This is a genomic window from Micromonospora sp. NPDC047074 (genome assembly GCF_040643815.1).
Taxonomy (GTDB): domain Bacteria; phylum Actinomycetota; class Actinomycetes; order Mycobacteriales; family Micromonosporaceae; genus Micromonospora.
In genome coordinates this window covers 246,305-267,538 of sequence record NZ_JBEYVB010000007.1, presented here as the reverse complement: position 1 = coordinate 267,538, position 21,234 = coordinate 246,305, and the positions used below count along the sequence as shown (strand labels likewise).

Genomic DNA, 21,234 nt, shown 5'->3' with positions numbered 1-21,234 from the left:
GCGGCGGTAGGCGCCGTCGCTGGCCGAGGTGGCCATCGAGGCGTACGCGCGCAGCGCCGCTCGCCGACGCTCCGGCGGCGCTGCGCGCGGTGGCGGAGGGCGCGCTGCTGGGCGGGTACCGCTTCGCCGGCTACAAGACCCGGCCGCAGCCGGCCCGGCGGCAGCCGGTGGCCGAGGTGCTGGTCGCCGTGCCGGACGCCGGTGACGCCGGTGCCCAGGCCGAGATCGCCCGGGCCGGGGCGGTCGGTGGCGCGGTGCGGCGCAGCCGGGACTGGGTCAACAAGGCCCCGAACGAGCTGCGCCCGCCGACCTTCGCCGACTCCGTGGCCGACGCCGCCCGGGAGGCGGGCCTGGCGGTCGAGGTGCTCGACGAGGCGGCGCTGGCCGCCGGCGGGTACGGCGGGATCATCGCGGTCGGGCAGGGCTCCGAGGCCCCGCCGCGGCTGGTGAAGCTGAGCTACACGCCGGCCGGGGGCGGCAACGGCAAGCGGGTGGCGCTGGTCGGCAAGGGCATCACCTTCGACACCGGCGGCGTCTCGATCAAGCCGGCGCAGGGCATGTGGGAGATGAAGTCCGACATGGCGGGCGCCGCCGCGGTGGGCGCGGCCATGCTGGCGATCGCCGCCCTCAAGCCGTCGGTGGCCGTGACGGCGTACCTGCCGATGGCGGAGAACATGCCGTCCGGGCAGGCGTACCGGCCGGGCGACGTGATCACCATGTACAACGGCAAGAAGGTCGAGGTGCTCAACACCGACGCCGAGGGCCGGATGGTCCTGGGCGACGCCATGGCACGGGCCTGCGAGGACGGCTGCGACTACCTCTTCGAGACCTCCACCCTCACCGGCGGGCAGGTCATCGCGCTGGGCAAGCGGATCGCCGGCGTGATGGGCAGCCCCGAGCTGTGCGAGCGGGTCCGGGCCGTCGGCGACGCGGTCGGCGAGCCGGCCTGGCCGATGCCGCTGCCGGACGACGTGCGCAAGGGCATGGACTCCGACGTGGCCGACATCTCCCAGGTCAACGCCGGCATGGACCGGGCCGGTCACATGCTCCAGGGCGGGGTGTTCCTGCGCGAGTTCGTCACCGCCGAGGTCGCCTGGGCGCACATCGACATCGCCGGTCCGGGCTACCACTCGGGCGAGCCGACCGGCTACTGGACCAAGGGCGGCACGGGCGTGCCGGTGCGCACCCTGGTCCAGCTCGTGGAGGACGTCGCCGCCAACGGCTGAGATGTGAGGAAGGGCCCCTTCCTAACGCAATGCGTTAGGGAGGGGCCCTTCCTCACATCTGGTGGGATCGCGGTCAGAACAGGTCGGGGCGGCGCTTGCGGCGTTCGTTGTAGTCACGCATCCGCTGCGGGTAGCCCATCAGCCGCACGTCGTAGACCGGGATGCCCATCCGGTACGCGAAGCGGCGGGCGCCGTCGGGGCCGTCGATGCGGCGGCGGGTCCACTCGCCGTCGTCGGCGATCAGCATGACCGTGGTCTCGGTGACGGTGGTCCGGGGCTCGATGTACGCCTCGACCCCGCGCCGGCTGCGCACGAAGCCCTCGAGGTGCTCCAGGTCGGCGCGGTCGGCGGCCCGGTCGAGGCTGACCGCCCGCGTCTTCTTGCGTCGCCGGAACAGTCCCACCGGGTCTCTCCCCCTCCAGTGCGTCGTCGAAGCGCGTGCCAAGCGTACGTGTCGCGGACGTGTCGTTGGGCACCTCACTACGCGGGCGGCGGGCGGTGGTGACAAGATGACCGAGGTGGGGTGTGTCCGTGTTACCCCGCCGTGACCCCCGAAGCAGTGACGCGAACTGGGAGTTGGACGTGAGCGAGCCGAACGACGCAACCTTCGACATCGTCATCCTCGGAGGTGGCAGCGGCGGTTACGCGACCGCCCTGCGCGCCGTCCAGCTGGGCCTGAAGGTCGCGCTGGTCGAGAAGGGCAAGCTCGGCGGGACCTGCCTGCACAACGGTTGCATCCCGACCAAGGCCCTGCTGCACGCCGCCGAGATCGCCGACCAGACCCGCGAGTCGGAGCAGTTCGGCGTGAAGGCCGAGCTGGTCGGCATCGACATGGCCGCGGTCAACTCGTACAAGGACGGCGTCGTCTCCCGGCTCTACAAGGGCCTGCAGGGCATGCTCAAGGGCAACAAGGCGATCACCATCGTCGAGGGCCACGGCAAGCTGGTCGGCAAGAACGTCGTCGAGGTCGACGGCAAGCGCTACACCGGCCGCAACGTCGTCCTGGCCTCCGGCTCGTACGCGAAGAGCCTGCCCGGCCTGGAGATCGACGGCGAGCGGGTCATCACCAGCGACCACGCCCTCACGCTCGACCGGGTCCCCGCCTCCGCGATCGTGCTCGGCGGCGGCGTGATCGGCGTCGAGTTCGCCAGCGTGTGGAAGTCGTTCGGGGTGGATGTCACGATCATCGAGGCGCTGCCGCGGCTGGTCGCGGCCGAGGACGAGGAGTCCTCGAAGGCGCTGGAGCGGGCGTTCCGCAAGCGGAAGATCAACTTCAAGGTCGGCAAGCCGTTCGAGAAGGTCGAGAAGACCGACAAGGGCGTGAAGGTCACCATCGCCGGTGGCGACACCGTCGAGGCCGAGCTGCTGCTGGTCGCCGTCGGCCGTGGCCCGAACACCGCCGACCTCGGCTACGAGGAGCAGGGCGTCAAGACCGACCGCGGCTACGTGCTGACCGACGAGCGGCTGCGCACCAGCGTGCCGAACGTCTACGCGGTCGGCGACATCGTGCCCGGCCTCCAGCTCGCCCACCGGGGCTTCCAGCAGGGCATCTTCGTCGCCGAGGAGATCGCCGGCCAGAACCCGGCCGTCATCGACGAGGCCGGCATCCCCCGGGTCACCTACTCCGACCCCGAGCTGGCCTCCGTCGGCCTGACCGAGGCGAAGGCCAAGGAGCAGTACGGCGCCGACAAGGTCAAGACCTACAACTACAACCTGGGCGGCAACGGCAAGAGCCAGATCCTCAAGACGGCCGGCTTCGTCAAGCTCGTCCGGGTGGAGGACGGCCCCGTCGTCGGCGTGCACATGGTCGGCGCCCGGGTCGGCGAGATGGTCGGCGAGGCGCAGCTCATCTACAACTGGGAGGCGTACCCGGCCGAGGTGGCGCAGCTCGTGCACGCCCACCCGACGCAGAACGAGGCCCTGGGCGAGGCGCACCTGGCGCTCGCCGGCAAGCCGCTGCACGCACACGCCTGATCACGACAACCGCGGCGTCCGGCGACGGGCGATGATCCCACCAGGGGAATGAAGGAGTCTTTGAAGATGCCGGTATCGGTCACCATGCCCCGGCTCGGCGAGAGCGTAACCGAGGGCACCGTCACGCGCTGGCTCAAGCAGGAGGGCGACACCGTCGAGGTCGACGAGCCCCTGCTCGAGGTGTCGACCGACAAGGTCGACACCGAGATCCCGTCCCCGGCGGCGGGCGTGCTGAGCCGGATCGTGGTCGGCGAGGACGAGACCGCCGAGGTCGGCAGCGAGCTTGCCGTGATCGCGGGTGAGGGCGAGTCCGCCGGTGGCGGCGGGGCCGCGCCGCAGCAGGAGGAGCCGGCCGAGGAGGCCGAGGAGGCCGCCGAGGAGCCGCAGGCCGAGGCGGAGCAGCCGGCCGTCGAGGAGCCGCCGGCGCAGGCCGCCGCCCCGGCCCCGTCGGGCGAGGGCACCCCGGTCAAGATGCCGGCCCTCGGCGAGAGCGTCACCGAGGGTACGGTCACCCGCTGGCTCAAGCAGGTCGGCGACACCGTCGAGGTCGACGAGCCGCTGCTGGAGGTCTCCACCGACAAGGTCGACACCGAGATCCCGTCGCCGGTGGCCGGCACGGTCCTGGAGATCAAGGTCCCCGAGGACGAGACCGCCGCGGTCGGCGCCGACCTGGCCGTGATCGGTGCCGCCGGCGCCGCCCCGGCCGAGGCGAAGCCGGAGCCCAAGGCCGAGCCCAAGCCGGAGCCCGAGCCCAAGGCCGAGGCGAAGCCCGAGCCCAAGCCGGAGCCCAAGGTCGAGGAGCCGACCCCGGGCGTGTCGTACAACGAGCCGGCGGCGGAGGCCGAGACCTCGGCCCGGCCCGCGCAGGCCGAGCAGAAGGCCGTGCCGTCGGCCCCGCAGCGCCCGTCGGCGCCCGCCCAGGGCGGCGAGGAGGCCGCCGGCTACGTGACCCCGCTGGTGCGCAAGCTGGCCAGCGAGCACGGCGTCGACCTCGCCTCGGTCAACGGCACCGGCGTCGGCGGCCGGATCCGCAAGCAGGACGTGCTGGAGGCGGCGGAGAAGGCCAAGGCGGCCAAGGCCGCGCCGGCCGCCCCGGCGCAGCAGCCCGCCGCCGCGGCGGCCCCGGCCAAGCCGGCCGCCAAGCCGCAGCCGAGCCCGAAGCGCGGCAGCACCGAGAAGCTCCCCCGGATCCGGGCGGTCATCGCCAAGCGGATGCACGAGTCGCTGCACGAGATGGCGCAGCTGACCACGGTGATCGAGGTGGACGTCACCAAGGTCGCCAAGCTGCGGTCCCAGGCCAAGGAGTCGTTCCAGCAGCGGCACGGCGTCAAGCTGTCGTTCCTGCCGTTCTTCGCCCTGGCCGCGATCGAGGCGCTCCAGGCGTACCCGATCGTCAACGCCAGCATGGACCTCGACGCCGGCACGATCACCTACCCGGCCTCGGAGCACCTCGGCATCGCCGTGGACACCGAGCGGGGCCTCATGGTGCCGGTCATCCACGGTGCCGGCGACCTCAACCTGGGCGGCATCGCCAAGCGGATCGCCGACCTGGCCGAGCGGACCCGGACCAACAAGATCAGCCCGGACGAGATCGCCGGGGCGACGTTCACGCTGACCAACACCGGCAGCCGGGGCGCCCTCTTCGACACCCCGATCGTGCCGTCGCCGCAGTCGGCGATGCTCGGCACGGGCGCTGTGGTCAAGCGGCCGGTCGTCGTCAACGACCCGGAGCTGGGCGAGGTCATCGCCGTCCGGTCGATGGTCTACCTGGCCCTGTCGTACGACCACCGGATCATCGACGGCGCGGACGCCGCCCGCTTCCTGGTCGCGATCAAGGAGCGGTTGGAGGCCGGCAACTTCGAGGCCGAGCTCGGCCTGTAGTTTCCCGCGGCAACACGAAGGGCGCCCCGGTCACCGGCCGGGGCGCCCTTCGCCGTCCGGGGCGGCGCGACCGACATCGGGGTCGCCACCGCAGGTGACCCGATTCCGGCCCGCCCGGAGTGGGGCGCTGCCAGAGTGGATGGGGTGGGCGGCATCCGGTGGCGCGAACGGCTGGGCCCGGCCGTCTCGATCGCCCCCGGCGCGCGGGTCGACCGGTTCGAGGTCTTCTTCGACCTCGTCTTCGTCTTCTCGTTCTTCATCATCACCCGGACCACGGCCGCCAACATCACGGGCTGGCAGTTGCTGCACGCCCTGCTCGTGCTCTCCGTGCTCTGGTGGTGCTGGGTGGTGCACTGCGTGGTCGCCACCCGGGTCCGGCTCGGCGAGGGCTTCGTCCCGGTGCTGATGGTCGTCGGCATGGCCGCGCTGTTCTGCTTCGCACTCTCCCTCCCCCAGGCGTTCAGCGACGCGACCGACGTGGCCGCCGGGCCGATGGTGGTCGCGCTCAGCTACGTGGTGGTCCGGGGCGTGCACCTGGCGCTCTACTGGCACGTCGCGCGGGAGCGGCCCGGCGAGCGCCGGATGCTGCTGAAGTACTCCCCGGAGGTGACGGTCAGCACCCTGCTGCTCACCGGCGCCGCGCTGTTGCCGCCGCAGATCGACGACCCGACCATGGCGGCGGCCCTGCGCGACGGGCTCTGGGTCAGCGTCGTCCTGCTCCAGTACGGCATGGGTCTCGTCGCGGGCGCGTGGGGCTGGACGGTGACCTCCGCCGAGCACTGGACCGAGCGGTACGACCTCATCCTGATCATCGCCCTGGGCGAGTCGATCATCTCGGTCGGCGTCGGCAGCAACCTGCTCGGCCAACCGCCGACGTGGCCGGCGGTCGCGGCGGCGGCGCTCGGCATCTTCTTCACGGCCGCGCTCTGGTGGGCGCACTACGACGTGATCGCGTCGGCCGCCCGGATCGCCCTGCACGCGGCCGAGGGCCGGCCCCGGGTGGCGATGGCCCGGGACGCGTACGCCTACCTCCACCTGCCGATGATCGCCGGGATCATCCTGTTCGCCCTCGGCGCCGAGGAGATCGTGCACCAGGTCGCCGATCCCGACGTCCCGGCCGGGGAGCCGACGCACGGCCCGGGCGTCGTGCTGCTCTTCGGCGGGGTGATCTGCTACCTGTGCGCGAACATGCTGTTCCAGTTGCGCACCCTGCACACCGTCTCGTGGACCAGGGTCGGCGCGGTGCTCCTGCTCGCCACCGGCATCCCGGTCGGTCAGCGGTTGCCGGCTCTGGCCGCCCTCGCCCTGCTCACCGCCGTCTGCGTCGGGCTGGTGGCGGTCGAGGCGGTGGTCATGGCGGACTCCCGGCGCGCGCTGCGCGAGATGGTCTTCGAGGAGAAGACCAGCCACGAGGCGCACGAGGCCGCGTGGCGCGCCCGCTGGCGCGAGCCGGCCCCGGACGAACCGTCGACCTGACACCCGCGAACCCCGATCTCGGACGCGGTGGCCCCCACCTCGGCGAGGTCGTAGCACCTCGTAGCACGCTGACCTAGAATTGCGTCGTGGCAGAGCACGCTCATCGGGAGATAACGCAGCGGGAGTTGCGCAACGACTCGGGCGCGATCATGCGGCACGTCGAGTCTGGCGAGTCCTTCGTCATCACGCGCAACGGCACCCCGGTCGGGAAGCTCATCCCACTCCGCCGGCGCACCTTCGTCCCACGGGCCGAAGTGCTCGCGGCCTTCGCGACGGCCCCCGTGCTCGACGGCGACAGGTTCCACGCGGACATCGACTCGTCGGTCGATCAGGATCCGTTCAGCCGTGAGTGGTGAGGCGCCGGTCCGCGGCCTGATCGACACGAACATCGTGATCCATCTCGGTACCCTCGGCCCGGAAGACCTGCCCGAGGAAATGGTGATCAGCACCGTGACGCTCGCGGAGCTCTCCGCGGGCCCACATCACACCGACGACCGCGCCGAACGGGCCCGGCGAACCAGCGTCCTCCAGCATGCCGAGGCCATGTTCGAGCCGCTGCCCTTCGACGCCGAGGCGGCGCGGGCCTTCGGGTTGGTCACCAGTGCGGTCCTGGCCACCGGGCGCACCACCCGCCGCCGATTGGCGGATCTGATGATTGCCTCCATCGCGTACGCGAACCGGCTGTCGCTCTACACCACCAACCCGACCGACTTCGTCGGGCTGGAGGAGTTGGTCACCGTCCGACCGGTCCGGCGGCCCTAATCGTGGCCTGCGGCGCCGGGGGACGCCCGCCGATGCGGACAGGTCTGCCTGTAGCAGAATCGTCGCTCTCCGGCTTGGTCGGTCGGTCCGCTCCCGGCAGGGTGGGTCCATGGCGATCTTCTCCCTCCAGGCGACCCCGTCCGACGGCCCGAGCTGGCTGGAGCTGGCCCGCCGGGCCGAGGCCGCCGGCTTCGACACCCTGTTCACCGCCGACCATCCCGGCTCGGCGGCGTCCCCGTTCGTCGCCCTGGCCGCCGCGGCGGCGGTGACGGAACGGATCGGCCTGGGCTCGTACGTCTCCAACGCCGGCGTCCGCGAGCCCATCCTGCTCGCCTCGGACGTGGCCACCCTCGACCTGCTCTCCGGCGGGCGGGCCCGGCTCGGCCTCGGCGCCGGCCACACCCCGGCCGAGTGGCACGCGATCGGCCGGGAGCGGCCCGACGTCGCCGGGCGGGTACGCCGCTGCCTGGCCGTGGCCGTGGCCGTCCGCGCGCTGCTCGACGGCGAGGAGGTCACCGTCGACTCCCCCGACCTGGTCGCGCGGGCCGCACGGCTGGACACGCCGCGCCCGGTGCAGCGGCGCGTCCCGTTCACCCTCGGCACGGCGAACTCCACGATGCTGCGCTGGGCCGGCGCGCACGCCGACGTCGTCGGGCTGTCCGGCCTCGGCCGCACGCTGCCCGACGGTCACCGGCACGAGGCGCGCTGGCGCGAGGCGGACATCGAGGCGCAACTGGCCTGCGTGGCGGCCGGGGCGGCCGGGCGGGCCGAGCCGCCGGTGCTGGAGGCGCTCGTGCAGCACGTCGTCGTCACCGACGACGCCGAGGCCGCCGCCACGGAGACCGCCGAGCGGCTCGGGCTGAGCGTCGCCGAGCTGCTCGCCACGCCGTTCGCGCTGATCGGCACCGAGGACGAGATCGTCGCGGCGGTCGCCGCCCACCGGCGCCGCTGGGGCGTCACCCGGTTCGTCGTACGCGAGGACGCGCTGGACCCGCTCACGCCGGTGCTGGCCCGCGTGGCCGCCGCCGACTGAGGGTCGGTCAGTCCGTACCCGGACCGGGCAGCCGCTCGTAGAAGCGGATCTTCTCGCGGAGGTGGTCGTACTGGCGCTGGAGCAGCCGCATCTGCTCCTCCACCCGTTCCGCGTGCCGCTCCAGCAACGCGCGCCGCTCGCCGGCGGTGTGCTCGCCCTCCCGGGCCAGTTCCGCGTAGCGGGACATCTCGGCGATCGGCATGCCAGTGTCGCGCAGGCAACGGAACAGCACGAGCCAGCTCAGGTCGTCGTCGGTGAAGACCCGCCGCCCGCCGGAGGTGCGCCCCACCCCGCTGAGCAGGCCGACCTTCTCGTAGTAGCGCAGGGTGTCGAGGCTGAAGCCGCTGCGCCGCGCCGCCTCGGAGGGTGCGTACCCGCTCATTCGCAGCAGCGTACTTGACCTGGAGCGCACTCCAGATTGAACGATGGGGACATGACGACGACACGGGTTCTGGGTCGCGGCGGGATCGAGGTCAGCGCGCTCGGCATGGGCTGCTGGGCGATCGGCGGGCCGCTGTGGGGCGAAGACGGGCAGCCGTTCGGCTGGGGCGAGGTCGACGACGACGAGTCGATCCGCACCGTCCACGCCGCACTCGACCTCGGGGTGACCCTCTTCGACACGGCCAGCAACTACGGCGCCGGGCACAGCGAGCGGATCCTCGGCCGGGCCCTCGCCGGCCGCCGCGACCGGGCGGTGATCGCCACCAAGTTCGGCAACCGCGCCGACGAGGCCACCCGACGGTGGACCGGCACCGATCCCAGCCCGGGCTACGCAGTGACGAGCCTGGAGGAGTCGCTGCGCCGGCTCGGCACCGACCACGTCGACCTCTACCAGTTGCACATCAACGACCTGCCGGTGCCCGCCGCGCTCGACCTGGTCGGCACGCTGGAGGACCTGGTCGCCCAGGGCAAGATCCGGGCGTACGGCTGGAGCACCGACAACCCGGCCTCGGCGGAGGCGTTCGCGGCGGCCGGCCCGCACTGCGCGGCGATCCAGCACGACCAGTCCGTGCTGCTCGACAACGCCGAGATGCTGGCGGTCTGCGACGCGGCCGACCTGGCCGCCCTCAACCGGGGGCCGCTGGCGATGGGGCTGCTCACCGGCTCGGTCCGGGCCGTCGGGCGGGACGACGTGCGCGGCATGGCCCCGGAGTGGCTGGTCTGGTTCACCGACGGCCGGCCGACACCGGAGTGGGCGGCCCGGGTCGAGGGGATCCGCGCGGCGCTCACCGCCGACGGCCGTACCCTCGCCCAGGGCGCGCTCGGCTGGCTGCTGGCCCGCAGCCCCCGGACGGTGCCGATCCCGGGGTGCCGGACGGTGGCCCAGGCCGAGGAGAACTTCGGCACCCTCGCCCTCGGCCCGCTGCCCGGCGACGCGTTCACGGAGGTCGAGCGTCTCCTGGCCGACCTGCGCCCGGCGTCGTCGACGGCGGGGTGACGCCCGGAGGCATCCGCGTCGGGACACCGTGCCCGAAGATGGGGGCATGCGGATCCTCATGGCCGGCGCGTCCGGCTTCCTCGGCACCCGGCTGGCCGACCGGTTCACGGCGGACGGGCACCAGGTCACCCGACTCGTCCGCCGGCCGCCGCGCGGCCCCGACGAGCGGCAGTGGGACCCGTCCGCCGGGCAGCTCGACCCGGCGGTGGTGGCGGAGGCGGACGCGGTGGTCAACCTGGCCGGCGCGGGCGTGGGCGACCGGCGGTGGAACGACGCGTACCGGCGGCTGATCCGGTCCAGTCGGGTCGACACCACGGCCACGCTGGCGACGACCATCGCCGGCCTGCCCGAGTCCGACCGGCCGGGGACGCTGCTCAACTCCTCGGCGGTCGGCTGGTACGGCAACACCGGTGACCGGGCGGTCGAGGAGGACGCGCCGGCCGGCGAGGGATTCCTGGCCGACGTCTGCCGGGTCTGGGAGGCCGCGACCGGGCCGGCCGAGGACGCCGGCGTACGCGTGCTGCGGCTGCGGACCGGTCTGCCGCTGCACCGCGACGGCGGCCTGTTGAAGCCGCAGCTCCTGCCGTTCAGGCTGGGGATCGCGGGCCGGCTCGGCAGCGGCCGGCAGTGGCTGCCGTGGATCTCGATGGCGGACTGGCTGGCCGCGATGCGGTTCCTGCTGGACCGCGACGACGTGGTGGGGCCGGTCAACGTGGTCGGGCCGGCCCCGGTGACCAACGCCGAGTTCACCCGCGAGCTGGCCCGGCAGCTGCGCCGGCCGGCGGTCGTCCCGATCCCGGCACTGGCGTTGAAGGTGGTGCTCGGCGGCTTCGCCCACGAGGCGCTGACCAGCACCCGCGTCCTGCCGGGCGTGCTCACCGGGGCCGGCTTCACCTACCGCCACCCGGACCTGGCCGGCGCCCTGCGCGCCGCGCTCACCGACTGACCGTCCACCGGCCGTGGCCGGACGCCCGGCGAAGGGCGCCCGGCCACGGCCGGCGGGACGAGGCTCAGCAGCCGATCACCCAGTGGTTGGGGCCGGTCTGCTTCAGGGTGCTCGTGTAGAAGGTGTTGTAGAGGCCCATCCGCTGGTTCGAGCCGTTGGCGTAGGCGTAGCCGCCGGAGTGGTAGGCGCGGCCGGCGGTGACGTGCGCGTAGTTGCTGGCGGTGACGCAGGTCGGCGCCGTGGTCGGGCTGGTCGTCGGGCTGGCGGTCGGAGAGGCCGTGGGGCCCGCCGTCGGGGAGGCGGTGGGGCTCGCCGTCGGGGTGGGGCCGGGGCCGGTCCCGCCGTTCAGGCCGAAGAAGACCGCGTCGTGGTAGGCCGAGCAGATGGTGTCCAGGATGTACGCGCCGGCCGTGCCGCACTGGTCGGCGGCCGGGCCGGGGTCGACGGGGGTGCCGTGGCCCATGCCGGAGATCCGGTAGAGGCGGACGTCGTTGTTGCCGTACACCTCGAGGCTGGTGTTGGCGGGCAGCGCGGCGGTGCTGGTGGGGGTCTGCGAGACACCGCGTACGTTGGTCCACTGGTCGCGCAGCTCGGTGGCGTTGGCCGGCACGACTGTGGAGTCCGACGTGCCGTGCCAGATGGCGACGCGCGGGCGCGGGCCGGTGTGCCCGGGGTACGCGGCCCGGACCAGGTCGCCCCACTGCTGCGGGGTCTTGTTCACGCCGCTGTACTGGCAGGTGCTGGTCGATGCCGGCGGCGCGCAGCGGTACGGCAGGCCGGCGATGACCGAGCCGGCGGCGAAGACGTCCGGGTAGGTGGCGAGCATGGTCGCGCTCATCCCCCCGCCGGCCGAGAGCCCACTGACGAAGACGCGGCCCGGGTCGGTGCCGTAGTTGTTCTTGGCGTGGTCGACCATCTGCTTGATCGACAGCGCCTCCCCCGAGCCCCGGGTGATGTCCTGCTCGACGAACCAGTTGAAACAGCTCAGCGGCTGGTTGGCGGAGGACTGCCCGGCCACGATCACTGTGAACTTCCACTGGTCGGCGAACTTCTGCCAGCCGGAGTTGGCGAAGTAGCCGGGGGCGTTCTGGGTGCAGCCGTGCAGCAGCACGACCGCCGGGGCGCCCGCCGGCAGGTTGTCCGGTCGGTACGCGTACATGGCGAGGTTGCCGGGGTTGGAGCCGAAGCCGGTGACCTGGGTGAGGGTGGCGGCCTGGGCGGGGGCGGCGGCGATGGTCGTCACCGCGGTGGCGGCGAGGACGATCCCGGCGACCGCGCCGGTCAGCCGGGTGAGCAGGGACGGGGAGCGGCGCACGGGGGCCTCCTGGGGACGGGTTGTGAACTGGGTCACCCGCGAATTGCCGCGACGTTACGTCCATGCGTCGATGTTGTGACATGGGGCACGGTCACACATTCGGGGTCCGGAGGATGTGCGTCCTGACCGGCGTGCCCCGGTGCGGTTGGTAACGTCCGCTGCGTGCCGACCTCCCCGTCCCTGGCGCCTTCGCCCGCCTCGCCACCCCGCGTCGTCCGCGACCGGCGGGCCGACCTGATCGTGACGCTGGTCGCCCTGGCGCTCGCCGTCTGGGTGGCCAGCGGGCTGTGGCAGGACCCGAACGGCCGCACCATCACGGTCAACTCCAGCGACCAGGCGCTCTTCGAGTGGCTGCTGGCCTTCGGCGGCCACTCGGTGACCCACGGCGAGAACCCGCTCTTCACCTACCTGGTCAACGTCCCCGACGGGGTGAACCTCGCGGTCAACACCTCGATCACCGTGTACGCGGTGCTCTTCGCGCCGCTGACGTACCTGATCGGGCCGCCGGCCACGTTCCTGGTGATCCTCACCCTCAACCTGGCCGCCACCGCGCTCGCCTGGTACTGGCTGCTCTCCCGGCACCTGGTCCGCAGCCCGCTCGCCGCCGCGGTCGGCGGGCTGTTCGTCGGCTTCTCCCCCGGCATGGTCTCGCACGCCAACGCCCACCTGAACTGGACGGCGGGCTGGCTGGTGCCGCTGCTCGTCTGGCGGACCTTCGCGCTGCGCCGCTCCCGGCACCCGCTGCGCGACGGCGCGATCCTCGGCGTGCTCGTCGCCGTCGCCTTCTCCATCGCCGCCGAAGGGCTCTTCTTCACCGCGCTGGCGCTCGGCGTCTTCGTCGCCGTCTGGGCGCTGCACCCGGCCCACCGCGCCGAGGCCCGCGCGGTGCTGCCGGCGTTCCTGCGTGGCCTCGGGGTGACCGCCGTCGTCGCGGGGATCCTGCTGGCGTACCCGCTGTGGCTGCACTTCGCCGGCCCGCAGCGCTTCCACGGCACCGGCTTCGACGCGGTCATCCACTCCGAGGACGTCGTCGCGTTCGGGGCGTACCCGCGCCGGTCGCTGGCCGGCGAGGTCGGGTTGGGCACCCGGCTGGCGCCCAACCCGACCGAGGAGAACTCCTTCTTCGGCGTCGGGCTGCTGCTGCTCGCCGTCGCCTGCTTCGTGCTGCTGTGGCGCCGGGCGGACGCGGGCCGCCGGGCCACGCTGTGGGCGCTGGGCGTGACCGGCGTCGTCTTCACCGTGCTCTCCTTCGGCCCCGAGGCCAAGGTCGACGGCCGCCGCACCGACCTGCCGATGCCGTTCGACCTGCTCGGCCACCTGCCGGTGGTGAACGCCGCGCTGCCCGCCCGGCTGGCGCTGGTGGTGGCGCCCGTGATCGGGGTGCTGCTCGCGTACACCGTCGACCTGCTCCGGGCCGACCCGCCCCGGCGCCGCCCCGCGCGGCTGGCCTGGTGGGCGGCGTTCGCGCTGGCGCTGGTGCCGCTGGTGCCGACCCCGCTGCTGACCGTCGAACGCGAGCCGATCCCGCGGTTCATCACCGCCGGAACCTGGCGGGACTACGTCTCCCCCGGCGGGGTGCTGACCCCGGTGCCGCTGACCCTCGACGTCTACCCCGACGGCCAGCGCTGGCAGGCGCACGCGCTGGCGCACCGGCAGGGCGAGTTCGCCATCCCCTCGGGTTTCTTCCTCGGCCCGGGCGGCCCGGACGGCCGGGGGCGGATCGGGCCCCCGCCACGCCCGTTCGGCGCGCTGGTGGACCAGGCCGGCCGGACCGGACTGGTGCCGATCATCACCGAGGGCAGCGTCCAGGAGGTGCGCGCCGACCTGCGGCACTGGCGGGTCGAGACGGTCGTGCTGGCCGACGAGGTGCACGGGGCGAAGTGGCCGGTCGACGAGGAGGCGGTCCGGCGCACCGTGTCCGCTCTGCTCGGCCCGCCCGAACGGGTGGACGACGTGTGGCTGTGGCGGGTCCCGCAGGGCTGAGCCGCCCCGGCGGCCCCGTGCGCCGCCGGGCCCCGCCGTGAGCCGCGTCACCGAAGGTGACCGGCCGGTACGGGTCTAGGCTAAAAGACGTGACCACGACGACCCCCGGCCTGACGGCCGTCCGCGCCGGTGTCCTCGACTACCAGGCCGCCTGGGACGAGCAGCGCCGGCTGCACGAGTCGGTGGTGGCCGGCGAGCAGGGCGACACGGTGCTGCTGCTGGAGCACCCCAGCGTCTACACGGCCGGCAAGCGCACCGAGCCGTGGGACCGGCCGATGGACGGCACTCCGGTCGTCGACGTGGACCGGGGCGGCAAGATCACCTGGCACGGCCCGGGGCAGCTGGTCGGCTACCCGATCGTGCGGCTGCCCGACCCGGTCGACGTGGTCGCCTACGTCCGCCGCACCGAGCAGTTCCTGATCGACGTCTGCGCCGAGTTCGGGCTGACCGCCGGCCGGATCGAGGGGCGCAGCGGGGTCTGGGTGCCGGAGGACGACCGGGGCCCGGCCCGCAAGGTGGGGGCCATCGGCATCCGGGTCGCCCGCGGGGTGACCCTGCACGGCTTCGCCATCAACTGCGACTGCGACCTGGGCCACTTCGACCGGATCGTGCCCTGCGGCATCCGCGACGCCGGGGTCACCTCGCTCACCGCCGAGCTGGGCCGCCCGGTCACCGTGGCCGACGTGCTACCGGTGGTCGAGCGCCACCTGCCCACCCTCGTCACGGCCTGAGCGCCCGCCCGGTGCGGATCGACCTCGTCACCGTCGTCGTCGCCGACTACGACCCGGCCATCGCCTTCTTCACCGAGGTGCTCGGCTTCGACCTGGTCGAGGACTCGCCGTCGCTGACCAACGACGGCCGCCCGAAGCGCTGGGTCATCGTCCGGCCACCCGGCGCGCAGACCGGGCTGCTGCTGGCCCGCGCCGACGGCGACCGGCAGGCGCAGGCCGTCGGCGACCAGGTCGCCGGCCGGGTCGGCTTCTTCCTCCGCGTCGACGACTTCGACGCCGTGCACCGGCGGATGCTCGAGGCGGGCGTCGAGTTCGTGCGGCCGCCCCGCACCGAGCCGTACGGCCGGGTCGCCGTCTTCCGCGACATCACCGGCAACCTCTGGGACCTCCTGGGCCCACCCCCACCGCCCGCACCGCCGCGTTGATCATGACGTTGTCGGTGCGACACGCCGATGCCGACGACGACAACGTCATGATCAACGGCGGCCGGCGGCCGGCGGGGGCGGAGGGCGGCCGGGGGGCGGGCGGGGCGGGGCGGTTACGGGGTTAGGCGGTGGAGGTCTCGGGGGAAGGCGGTCACCTCACGGACGTTGGTTGCGCCCGTCAGGCGGGCCACGAAGCGTTCCAGCCCGATGGCGAAGCCGCCGTGTGGCGGCATCCCGTGCCGGAACGCGTCGACGTAGCCGGCGTACGGCTCGACCGGCTCGCCCCGGGCCGCGAGCGCCGCCAGGTAGTCGGCGTGCCGGTGCAGCCGCTGCCCGCCCGTCACCAGCTCAAGGCCGCGGAAGAGCAGGTCGAACCCGTTCGAGTACGCGGGCCGCGCCGGGTCCGGGTGGGTGTAGAAGGGCCGCTTCGCCATCGGATATCCGGTGACGAAGAGGAACTCCGACCCGTGCTCGCGCCGCGCCCACTCGCCCAGCGCCCGCTCGTGCGCCGGGGCCAGGTCCGGCTCGTCGGCCGGCGCCCCGGCGATCTTCAACGCCTCGGTGAAGTGCACGGCGGGGATCTCGGCCGGCACGTCCGGGGCCGACACGCCGAGGGTGGCCAGCGCGCCCCCGGCCCGCTCGCGTACCGCCCCGATCATGCCGGCCAGGGTGTGCCGCAGCACGGCCATCACGTCCCGGTGGTCGGCGACGAAGCCCAGCTCGGCGTCGAGCGAGGTGTACTGCGCCAGGTGCCGGACGGTGTCGTGCGGCTCGGCCCGGAACACCGGCCCGACCTCGTAGACCCGCTCGAACACGCCGACCATGAGCTGCTTGTAGAACTGCGGCGACTGGGCCAGGTACGCGGGCCGGCCGAACCAGTCCAGCGCGAAGACGTTCGCCCCGCTCTCGGTGGACGAGCCGACCACCTTCGGGGTGTGGATCTCCACGAAGTCGCGGGCGTCGAGCGCGGCCCGGAAGCCGGCCACCGCCGCCGCCGAGACCCGCAGGGCCGCCGACCGGGTCGGGTGCCGCAGCGCGACGGGCGCGTGGTCGAGCTGGGTGGGCAGGCTCGCGGTGAGCGCCGGCCGGTACAGGTCGAACGGGGGCGGCGCGGCGGGCGGGCCGAGCGGTCGTACCGCCGGCTCGGTCAGCTCGACCCCGGCGGGCGCGGTGGGGTTCGCGACCACCGTGCCGGTGACCTCGACGACCGTCTCCTCGGTGAGTGCCTCCACCTCGGCGCGGACCGCCGGGTCGGTGACCACCACCTGGGCGAGTCCGGCGGCGTCCCGGACGATCAGGAACGCCACCGACTTGAGCAGCCGGCGGCGGTGCACCCAGCCGGCGATCCGGACGGGCGCGCCGGCATGGGCGGAGAGTTGGTGGGACAGGACGCGTCGCATGGCGGAAACCTCCTCGATCAATCGCAACGCGATCCCCGGGAGGTGTGGGCGAGCGGGAGCCTCGCGGTGCCACCACACCTTCGCCCCCACGGGTGGGGGCCTCGTTCGTCGCCTGATGACCGGGGCCAGCCGGGCGGGCTCTACTTGGCGGTTGGGAAAACCTGCCGTTCTTCCCGCGGCTCGGGAGGGTCTTCACGGCCCGGCGCCAGACCGCCTCGCAGCAACCGGCGGCTCTCTCCCACTGGCGGATCGGGCCGCTACTCGGCTCCGTCACAGCTTTGCCGGGCACGCTAGCACCGCACCGCAGCCCGTGTGACGTGTTTTTTCCGCCCTCGGTGTCCGGCGTCACAAGACTTCCGGCGTGACGGCGGTCGCCCGCAGTACATCGACGGCGGCCGTCGGGCGTAGGCTCGGTTTTGTGACGATCGAGCACTCCGCGCCGACGACCGGCCAGGCAGCGCGCACGGCGACGCCCGCCCCCGAGGGGCGGCGCCTCCTGCGGATCGAGGCGCGCAACGCCGAGACGCCGATCGAGCGCAAACCGCCGTGGATCAAGGTCAAGGCCAAGATGGGGCCGGAGTACACCCAGCTGCGCGGGCTCGTCTCGCGCGAGGGGCTGCACACCGTCTGTCAGGAGGCCGGCTGCCCCAACATCTACGAGTGCTGGGAGGACCGGGAGGCCACCTTCCTCATCGGTGGCGACCAGTGCACCCGGCGCTGCGACTTCTGCCAGATCGACACCGGCAAGCCGGCCGAGTTCGACGCCGACGAGCCCCGCCGGGTCGCCGAGTCGGTGGTCTCGATGGGCCTGCGCTACGCGACCATCACCGGTGTGGCCCGCGACGACCTGCCCGACGGCGGCGCCTGGCTCTACGCCGAGACCGTCCGGCAGATCCACTCCCTTCAGCCCGGCTGCGGCGTGGAGCTGCTGATCCCCGACTTCAACGCGGTCCCCGAGCAGCTCGCCGAGGTCTTCGGCGCCCGGCCGGAGGTGCTCGCGCACAACGTGGAGACGGTGCCGCGGATCTTCAAGCGGATCCGGCCCGCCTTCCGCTACGAGCGTTCGCTGGACGTGATCCGGCAGGCCCGCGCCGACGGGCTGGTCACCAAGTCCAACCTGATCCTGGGCATGGGCGAGGAGCGCGCCGAGGTCTCCCAGGCGCTGCGCGACCTGCACGACGCCGGCTGCGAGCTGATCACCATCACGCAGTACCTGCGCCCCACCCCCCGGCACCACCCGGTCACCCGCTGGGTCAAGCCGGAGGAGTTCGTCGAGCTGCGCGAGGAGGCCGAGGAGATCGGCTTCGCGGGCGTGATGAGCGGGCCGCTGGTGCGCTCGTCGTACCGCGCCGGGCGGCTCTACCGGCAGGCGCTCGAGGCCCGCGAGGGCGCCCCGGTCACCGCCGGCTGACCCGGAACGGGCACGACGCGCTGCTCGCGCTCGTCGGGGCCGGCCCGCTGCTGGGGCACAGCCTGACGACCGGGCGTGACCCGCCCACCACGGTGCTGACCGCCGGCGGGTCCGGGCAGTCCGCCGGCTGGGCCGACCGGCTGCACGGCGCACCGTGGAGCTCGGACAGTTGCCGCCGGCAGCGGCTGGCTCTGGTGACGCCTGGTCGACGATTCCCGCCCGCCGGTCAGCGGGGTGCGGTGGGCGCGCCGAGGAGGCCGAGGCGGTGGGCCAGCGCGGCGGCCTCGACGCGGTTGCTCACGTCGAGCTTGGCGATGATCCGGGAGACGTGCACGCTCGCCGTCTTCGGCGAGATGAACAACTGCTCGGCGATCCGGCTGTTGCTGTGGCCTTCGGCGACCAGCCGCAGTACCTCCCGCTCGCGCCGGGTGAGCAGGTCCGCCCCGGGGCGGCCCCGGGGTGCGCCGCGCAGGCCGACCCGGCGGGCCAGGGTGGCGGCCTGCTCCGCGAGCGGCACCGCGCCGAGACCGTCGGCGATCGCCCCCGCCTCGGCGACCGCCGCCGCCACCTCGTCCCGTGTCCCCGCCGCGGCCGCCGCCTCGGCGAGCGACAGCAGCGCCCGGCCGAGGGGGTACGGCTGCCCGTCGGCCCGCCACGCCGCGACGGCCGTACTCCACGCCGCCAGCGCCGCGTCGCCCGCGTGGGCGGCCACCCCGGCCGGCCCGGTCGGCTGCCGGCCGGCCAGGAGGGCACCCACCTGGGCGGCGTGCGCCCGCTCGGCCCGGGACCGGGTCGGCAGGCCGGCGGCGAGCGTCGACGCCGCTTCGGCCAGCTCGGCGTCCCCCGTCCGCGCGGCGACCCGGGCGACGGCGCTGAGCACCGGCCAGCCCTCCCGGGGCAGCCGCGGCAGGCGCTCGTCGGCGAGCGCGGCCCGCGCCGCGCGTACCGCCTCGGCCTGGTCGTCGGCCGCCAGCGCCGCCTCGATCCGCAGCTCCCGCAGCGGCAACCGGTGGTTCGGCCACAGATAGGGACGGGCCAGGAAGGCCAGGGCACGCCCCACCAGTTCCTCGGCGGCGGGGTGGGCCCGAGCCAGCCGCAGCCCGGCGCGGAGCTGGAGCCAGTGCATCCCGGAGACGCCGGGCAGGTCGATCCGGGCCGCCTGCGCGCACGCCGCGTCGGCCTCGTCCCAGCGGCCCAGGGCGATCAGCGCCTCGGCCTGGTTCGACAGCAGGTAGGCGCCGGTGGAGCGACTGATGCCGACCCGGCGCGCCTCGGCCACGCCGTCGGCGGCCGCGTCCGCCGACTCGGCGTACCGGCCCAGCTCGAACAGCACGTCGGAGAGGTGGACCAGCACGTTCACCAGCGCCGCGGTGGAGCCGGCGGCGCGGGCCCGGGCCGCCGCGCCGCGCAACCCGGCCAGGCGGCGCTCCGGCGAGGGGTCCGTGCGGCAGAGCACGGCGATCCGGGTGGGGAGCAGTTCCAGGTCCTCGCCGAGCGCCTCGGCCGCCGCCGTCGCCTCGGCCACGAACGCGCCGTCCTGTTCGGGATCGATCCGGACGAGCTGCGCCGCGACGTCGGCGAGCAGCTGAACCCGTTCCGGTCCGGCCGGCGCCGAGCAGGCCAGCCGGTACGCCTGCCGCAGCTCCGTCGCGCCGTCGCTCTTGCCGAGCATCGCCAGCATCCGGCCGCGCCGGTCCAGCAACCGCGCGGCGCGCAGCGGCTCCGCGTCGGTGTCCACCTCGTCCAGGGCGGCCCGGGTGAGGGTGAGCGCGCGCTGGTAGTCACCGGCGGTGGTGGCCGCGGCGATGGTCTCCTCCAGCACCGCGAGGTGGTCCATGTCGAGCCGGTCGGCCGCGTCGGGCACCAGCTCCCACAGCTCCAGCACCCGCTCCAACAGCCGGCTCTGCTCCGCGTACGCGTACCGGTCGGCGGCGGCGCGCGCGGCGGTGCGGGCGGTCACCAGGGCCCGGGGGTGGTCGTGGGCGGCGTACCAGTGGTGGGCGGTCTCGGCCGGGGCACGACCGGCGGCGACCAGGTGCGGCTGGGCCTCGACGGCCGCCGCCCAGCGGGCGTGCAGTCGGGCGTGCTCGCCCGGCAGCAGCTCGTCGTGGACGGCCTCGCGGACCAGCGCGTGCCGGAACTCGTAGTCGCCCTCCGGGTCGGCCACCACGAGCTGGGCGGCGACGGCGGCCCGCAGCGCGTCCTCCAGGTCCGGCTCGGGCAGCCCGGCGACCTCGGCGAGCAGTTGGTGGGCGAACCGGGTGCCGCCGGCAGCGGCGATCCGCAGCACCCGCTGGGCGGGTTCGGGCAGCCGGTCCACCCGGGCCAGCAGCAGGTCGCGCAGCGTCTCCGGCAGCGTGGCGCAGCCGACCGGGTCGCCGGCCGCGGCCAGCTCCTCGATGAAGAAGGGATTGCCCTGGGTGCGCTGGTGGATGTTGTCGAGCACGCGCACGGCCGGCTCGACGCCGAGCAGGTCGGCCAGGATGGCGGCGGTGCCGTCCCGGTCCAGCCGGCCCAGTTCGATCCGCTCGACGCCGCGGGCCCGGTCCAGCTCGGCGAGGAAGGGCCGCAGCGGGTGGCCGCGGTGCAGCTCGTCGGTGCGGTGGGTGCAGACCAGCAGCAGCCGCGCGGTGCGAGCGGCCCGCACCAGGAAGGCGATCAGATCGCGGGTGGACCGGTCGGCCCAGTGCAGGTCCTCGATCACCAGCACCAGCGGCCGCTCGGCGGCGAGCCGCTGGAACAGCTCGGCGACCAGGTCGAACAGGTAGCCACGCGGGGCGTCCGAGGCCGGTGCGACGGCGGGCGCGACGACGCCGGCCGGCCCGCGGGCCAGCTCCGGCAGGAGGCGGGCGAACTCGGTCTCGTACCCGTCGAAGACGGCGGCACCGTCGCGCCGCAGCACGGCTCGCAGCGCCGCCGCGAACGGCGCGAAGGGCAGGCCGGCCTCGCCGAGTTCGAGGCACTGGCCGACCAGCAGCCGCGCGCCGGCCTCCGTCGCCGCGCGGCCGAACTCCTCCAGCAGCCGGGTCTTGCCCACCCCGGCCTCGCCGCCGACCAGGACGCTGCTCGGTTCCCCGGCGCGCGCCCGGGCGAGGGCCTCGCGCAGGGCCGCGAGTTCCGGCTGGCGGCCCACGAGGACGGTGCTGGCGGCGCGTACGGTCACGGCACCGAGCATGCCACGGCCGACGCCGCCGGCGGGTTCGCTGACCGGCCGGTCAGCAGACGGCACCTGG

18 protein-coding genes are annotated in these 21,234 nt (G+C 74.1%); 13 read left to right on the top strand and 5 right to left on the bottom strand.

The annotated features are described in order from the left end of the window. A partial coding sequence (locus tag ABZ809_RS13965; RefSeq protein WP_357562827.1) for a leucyl aminopeptidase occupies positions 1–1,226 on the top strand: 1,226 nt, incomplete at its 5' end. Between the two features lie 73 nt (positions 1,227–1,299). On the opposite strand, the gene ABZ809_RS13960 is transcribed toward ABZ809_RS13965, so the two are convergent. Beyond that, positions 1,300–1,629, bottom strand: coding sequence for a hypothetical protein (locus ABZ809_RS13960; RefSeq protein ID WP_357562826.1), 330 nt, complete (start codon positions 1,627–1,629; stop codon positions 1,300–1,302). Positions 1,630–1,808: 179 nt separating this feature from the next. Here ABZ809_RS13960 and lpdA point away from each other — a divergent pair, with 179 nt between their 5' ends. The 6 genes from lpdA (at position 1,809) to ABZ809_RS13930 (ending at position 8,352) form a co-directional block, all read left to right on the top strand. After that, positions 1,809–3,200, top strand: coding sequence for a dihydrolipoyl dehydrogenase (gene lpdA / locus ABZ809_RS13955; RefSeq protein ID WP_357562825.1), 1,392 nt, complete (start codon positions 1,809–1,811; stop codon positions 3,198–3,200). Positions 3,201–3,266: 66 nt separating this feature from the next. Then, positions 3,267–5,081, top strand: coding sequence for a 2-oxoglutarate dehydrogenase, E2 component, dihydrolipoamide succinyltransferase (sucB, locus tag ABZ809_RS13950; RefSeq protein WP_357562824.1), 1,815 nt, complete (start codon positions 3,267–3,269; stop codon positions 5,079–5,081). A 144-nt stretch (positions 5,082–5,225) separates the two neighbouring features. Continuing rightward, positions 5,226–6,557: a low temperature requirement protein A gene (locus tag ABZ809_RS13945; RefSeq protein ID WP_357562823.1), complete on the top strand. Its 1,332-nt coding sequence runs from the start codon at positions 5,226–5,228 to the stop codon at positions 6,555–6,557. Between the two features lie 86 nt (positions 6,558–6,643). Next, positions 6,644–6,913 carry a type II toxin-antitoxin system prevent-host-death family antitoxin gene (locus tag ABZ809_RS13940; RefSeq protein ID WP_357562822.1) on the top strand — a complete coding sequence of 90 codons (270 nt, stop codon included), beginning with the start codon at positions 6,644–6,646 and terminating at the stop codon, positions 6,911–6,913. Then, positions 6,903–7,319, top strand: a complete 417-nt coding sequence (locus tag ABZ809_RS13935; RefSeq protein ID WP_357562821.1) for a type II toxin-antitoxin system VapC family toxin — start codon at positions 6,903–6,905, stop codon at positions 7,317–7,319. Before ABZ809_RS13940 ends, ABZ809_RS13935 begins: the two co-directional genes overlap by 11 nt. 109 nt (positions 7,320–7,428) lie before the next feature. Continuing rightward, positions 7,429–8,352: an LLM class flavin-dependent oxidoreductase gene (locus ABZ809_RS13930; protein WP_357562820.1), complete on the top strand. Its 924-nt coding sequence runs from the start codon at positions 7,429–7,431 to the stop codon at positions 8,350–8,352. Positions 8,353–8,359: 7 nt separating this feature from the next. On the opposite strand, the gene ABZ809_RS13925 is transcribed toward ABZ809_RS13930, so the two are convergent. Then, entirely contained in the window at positions 8,360–8,734 is a 375-nt protein-coding gene (locus ABZ809_RS13925) for a MerR family transcriptional regulator (protein ID WP_357562819.1), read from the bottom strand. Between the two features lie 51 nt (positions 8,735–8,785). Between ABZ809_RS13925 and ABZ809_RS13920 the strand changes: the two genes are divergently transcribed. Both ABZ809_RS13920 and ABZ809_RS13915 read left to right on the top strand, forming a co-directional pair. Continuing rightward, positions 8,786–9,790 (top strand): aldo/keto reductase, encoded by a 1,005-nt coding sequence (locus ABZ809_RS13920; protein WP_357562818.1) that lies wholly within the window; start codon positions 8,786–8,788, stop codon positions 9,788–9,790. A 46-nt stretch (positions 9,791–9,836) separates the two neighbouring features. After that, positions 9,837–10,736 (top strand): TIGR01777 family oxidoreductase, encoded by a 900-nt coding sequence (locus ABZ809_RS13915; RefSeq protein ID WP_357562817.1) that lies wholly within the window; start codon positions 9,837–9,839, stop codon positions 10,734–10,736. A gap of 64 nt (positions 10,737–10,800) precedes the next feature. Here the strand turns inward: ABZ809_RS13915 and ABZ809_RS13910 are convergent, their stop codons facing one another. After that, positions 10,801–12,051 carry a PHB depolymerase family esterase gene (locus ABZ809_RS13910; RefSeq protein WP_357562816.1) on the bottom strand — a complete coding sequence of 417 codons (1,251 nt, stop codon included), beginning with the start codon at positions 12,049–12,051 and terminating at the stop codon, positions 10,801–10,803. Positions 12,052–12,213: 162 nt separating this feature from the next. On the opposite strand from ABZ809_RS13910, the gene ABZ809_RS13905 reads away from it, so the two are divergent. The 3 genes from ABZ809_RS13905 to ABZ809_RS13895 all read left to right on the top strand — a co-directional run bounded on the left by ABZ809_RS13905 (position 12,214) and on the right by ABZ809_RS13895 (position 15,190). Next, complete coding sequence (locus ABZ809_RS13905) at positions 12,214–14,034, top strand: DUF2079 domain-containing protein (RefSeq protein WP_357562815.1); 1,821 nt, start codon at positions 12,214–12,216, stop codon at positions 14,032–14,034. Positions 14,035–14,123: 89 nt separating this feature from the next. Continuing rightward, entirely contained in the window at positions 14,124–14,765 is a 642-nt protein-coding gene (gene lipB / locus ABZ809_RS13900; protein ID WP_357562814.1) for a lipoyl(octanoyl) transferase LipB, read from the top strand. 11 nt (positions 14,766–14,776) lie between these two features. Further along, positions 14,777–15,190 carry a VOC family protein gene (locus ABZ809_RS13895; protein WP_357562813.1) on the top strand — a complete coding sequence of 138 codons (414 nt, stop codon included), beginning with the start codon at positions 14,777–14,779 and terminating at the stop codon, positions 15,188–15,190. 113 nt (positions 15,191–15,303) lie between these two features. Here the strand turns inward: ABZ809_RS13895 and aspS are convergent, their stop codons facing one another. After that, the gene (gene aspS, locus ABZ809_RS13890) at positions 15,304–16,590 is read right to left on the bottom strand and encodes an aspartate--tRNA(Asn) ligase (RefSeq protein WP_357562812.1); all 1,287 of its coding nucleotides are present in this window, start codon (positions 16,588–16,590) and stop codon (positions 15,304–15,306) included. Positions 16,591–16,951: 361 nt separating this feature from the next. Between aspS and lipA the strand changes: the two genes are divergently transcribed. Further along, complete coding sequence (gene lipA, locus ABZ809_RS13885; RefSeq protein WP_357562811.1) at positions 16,952–18,001, top strand: lipoyl synthase; 1,050 nt, start codon at positions 16,952–16,954, stop codon at positions 17,999–18,001. Positions 18,002–18,227: 226 nt separating this feature from the next. Here lipA and ABZ809_RS13880 read toward each other — a convergent pair whose 3' ends face one another. After that, a complete protein-coding gene (locus ABZ809_RS13880; protein WP_357562810.1) occupies positions 18,228–21,164 on the bottom strand; it encodes an AAA family ATPase in 2,937 nt (978 codons plus the stop codon). Positions 21,165–21,234 lie beyond the last annotated feature (70 nt).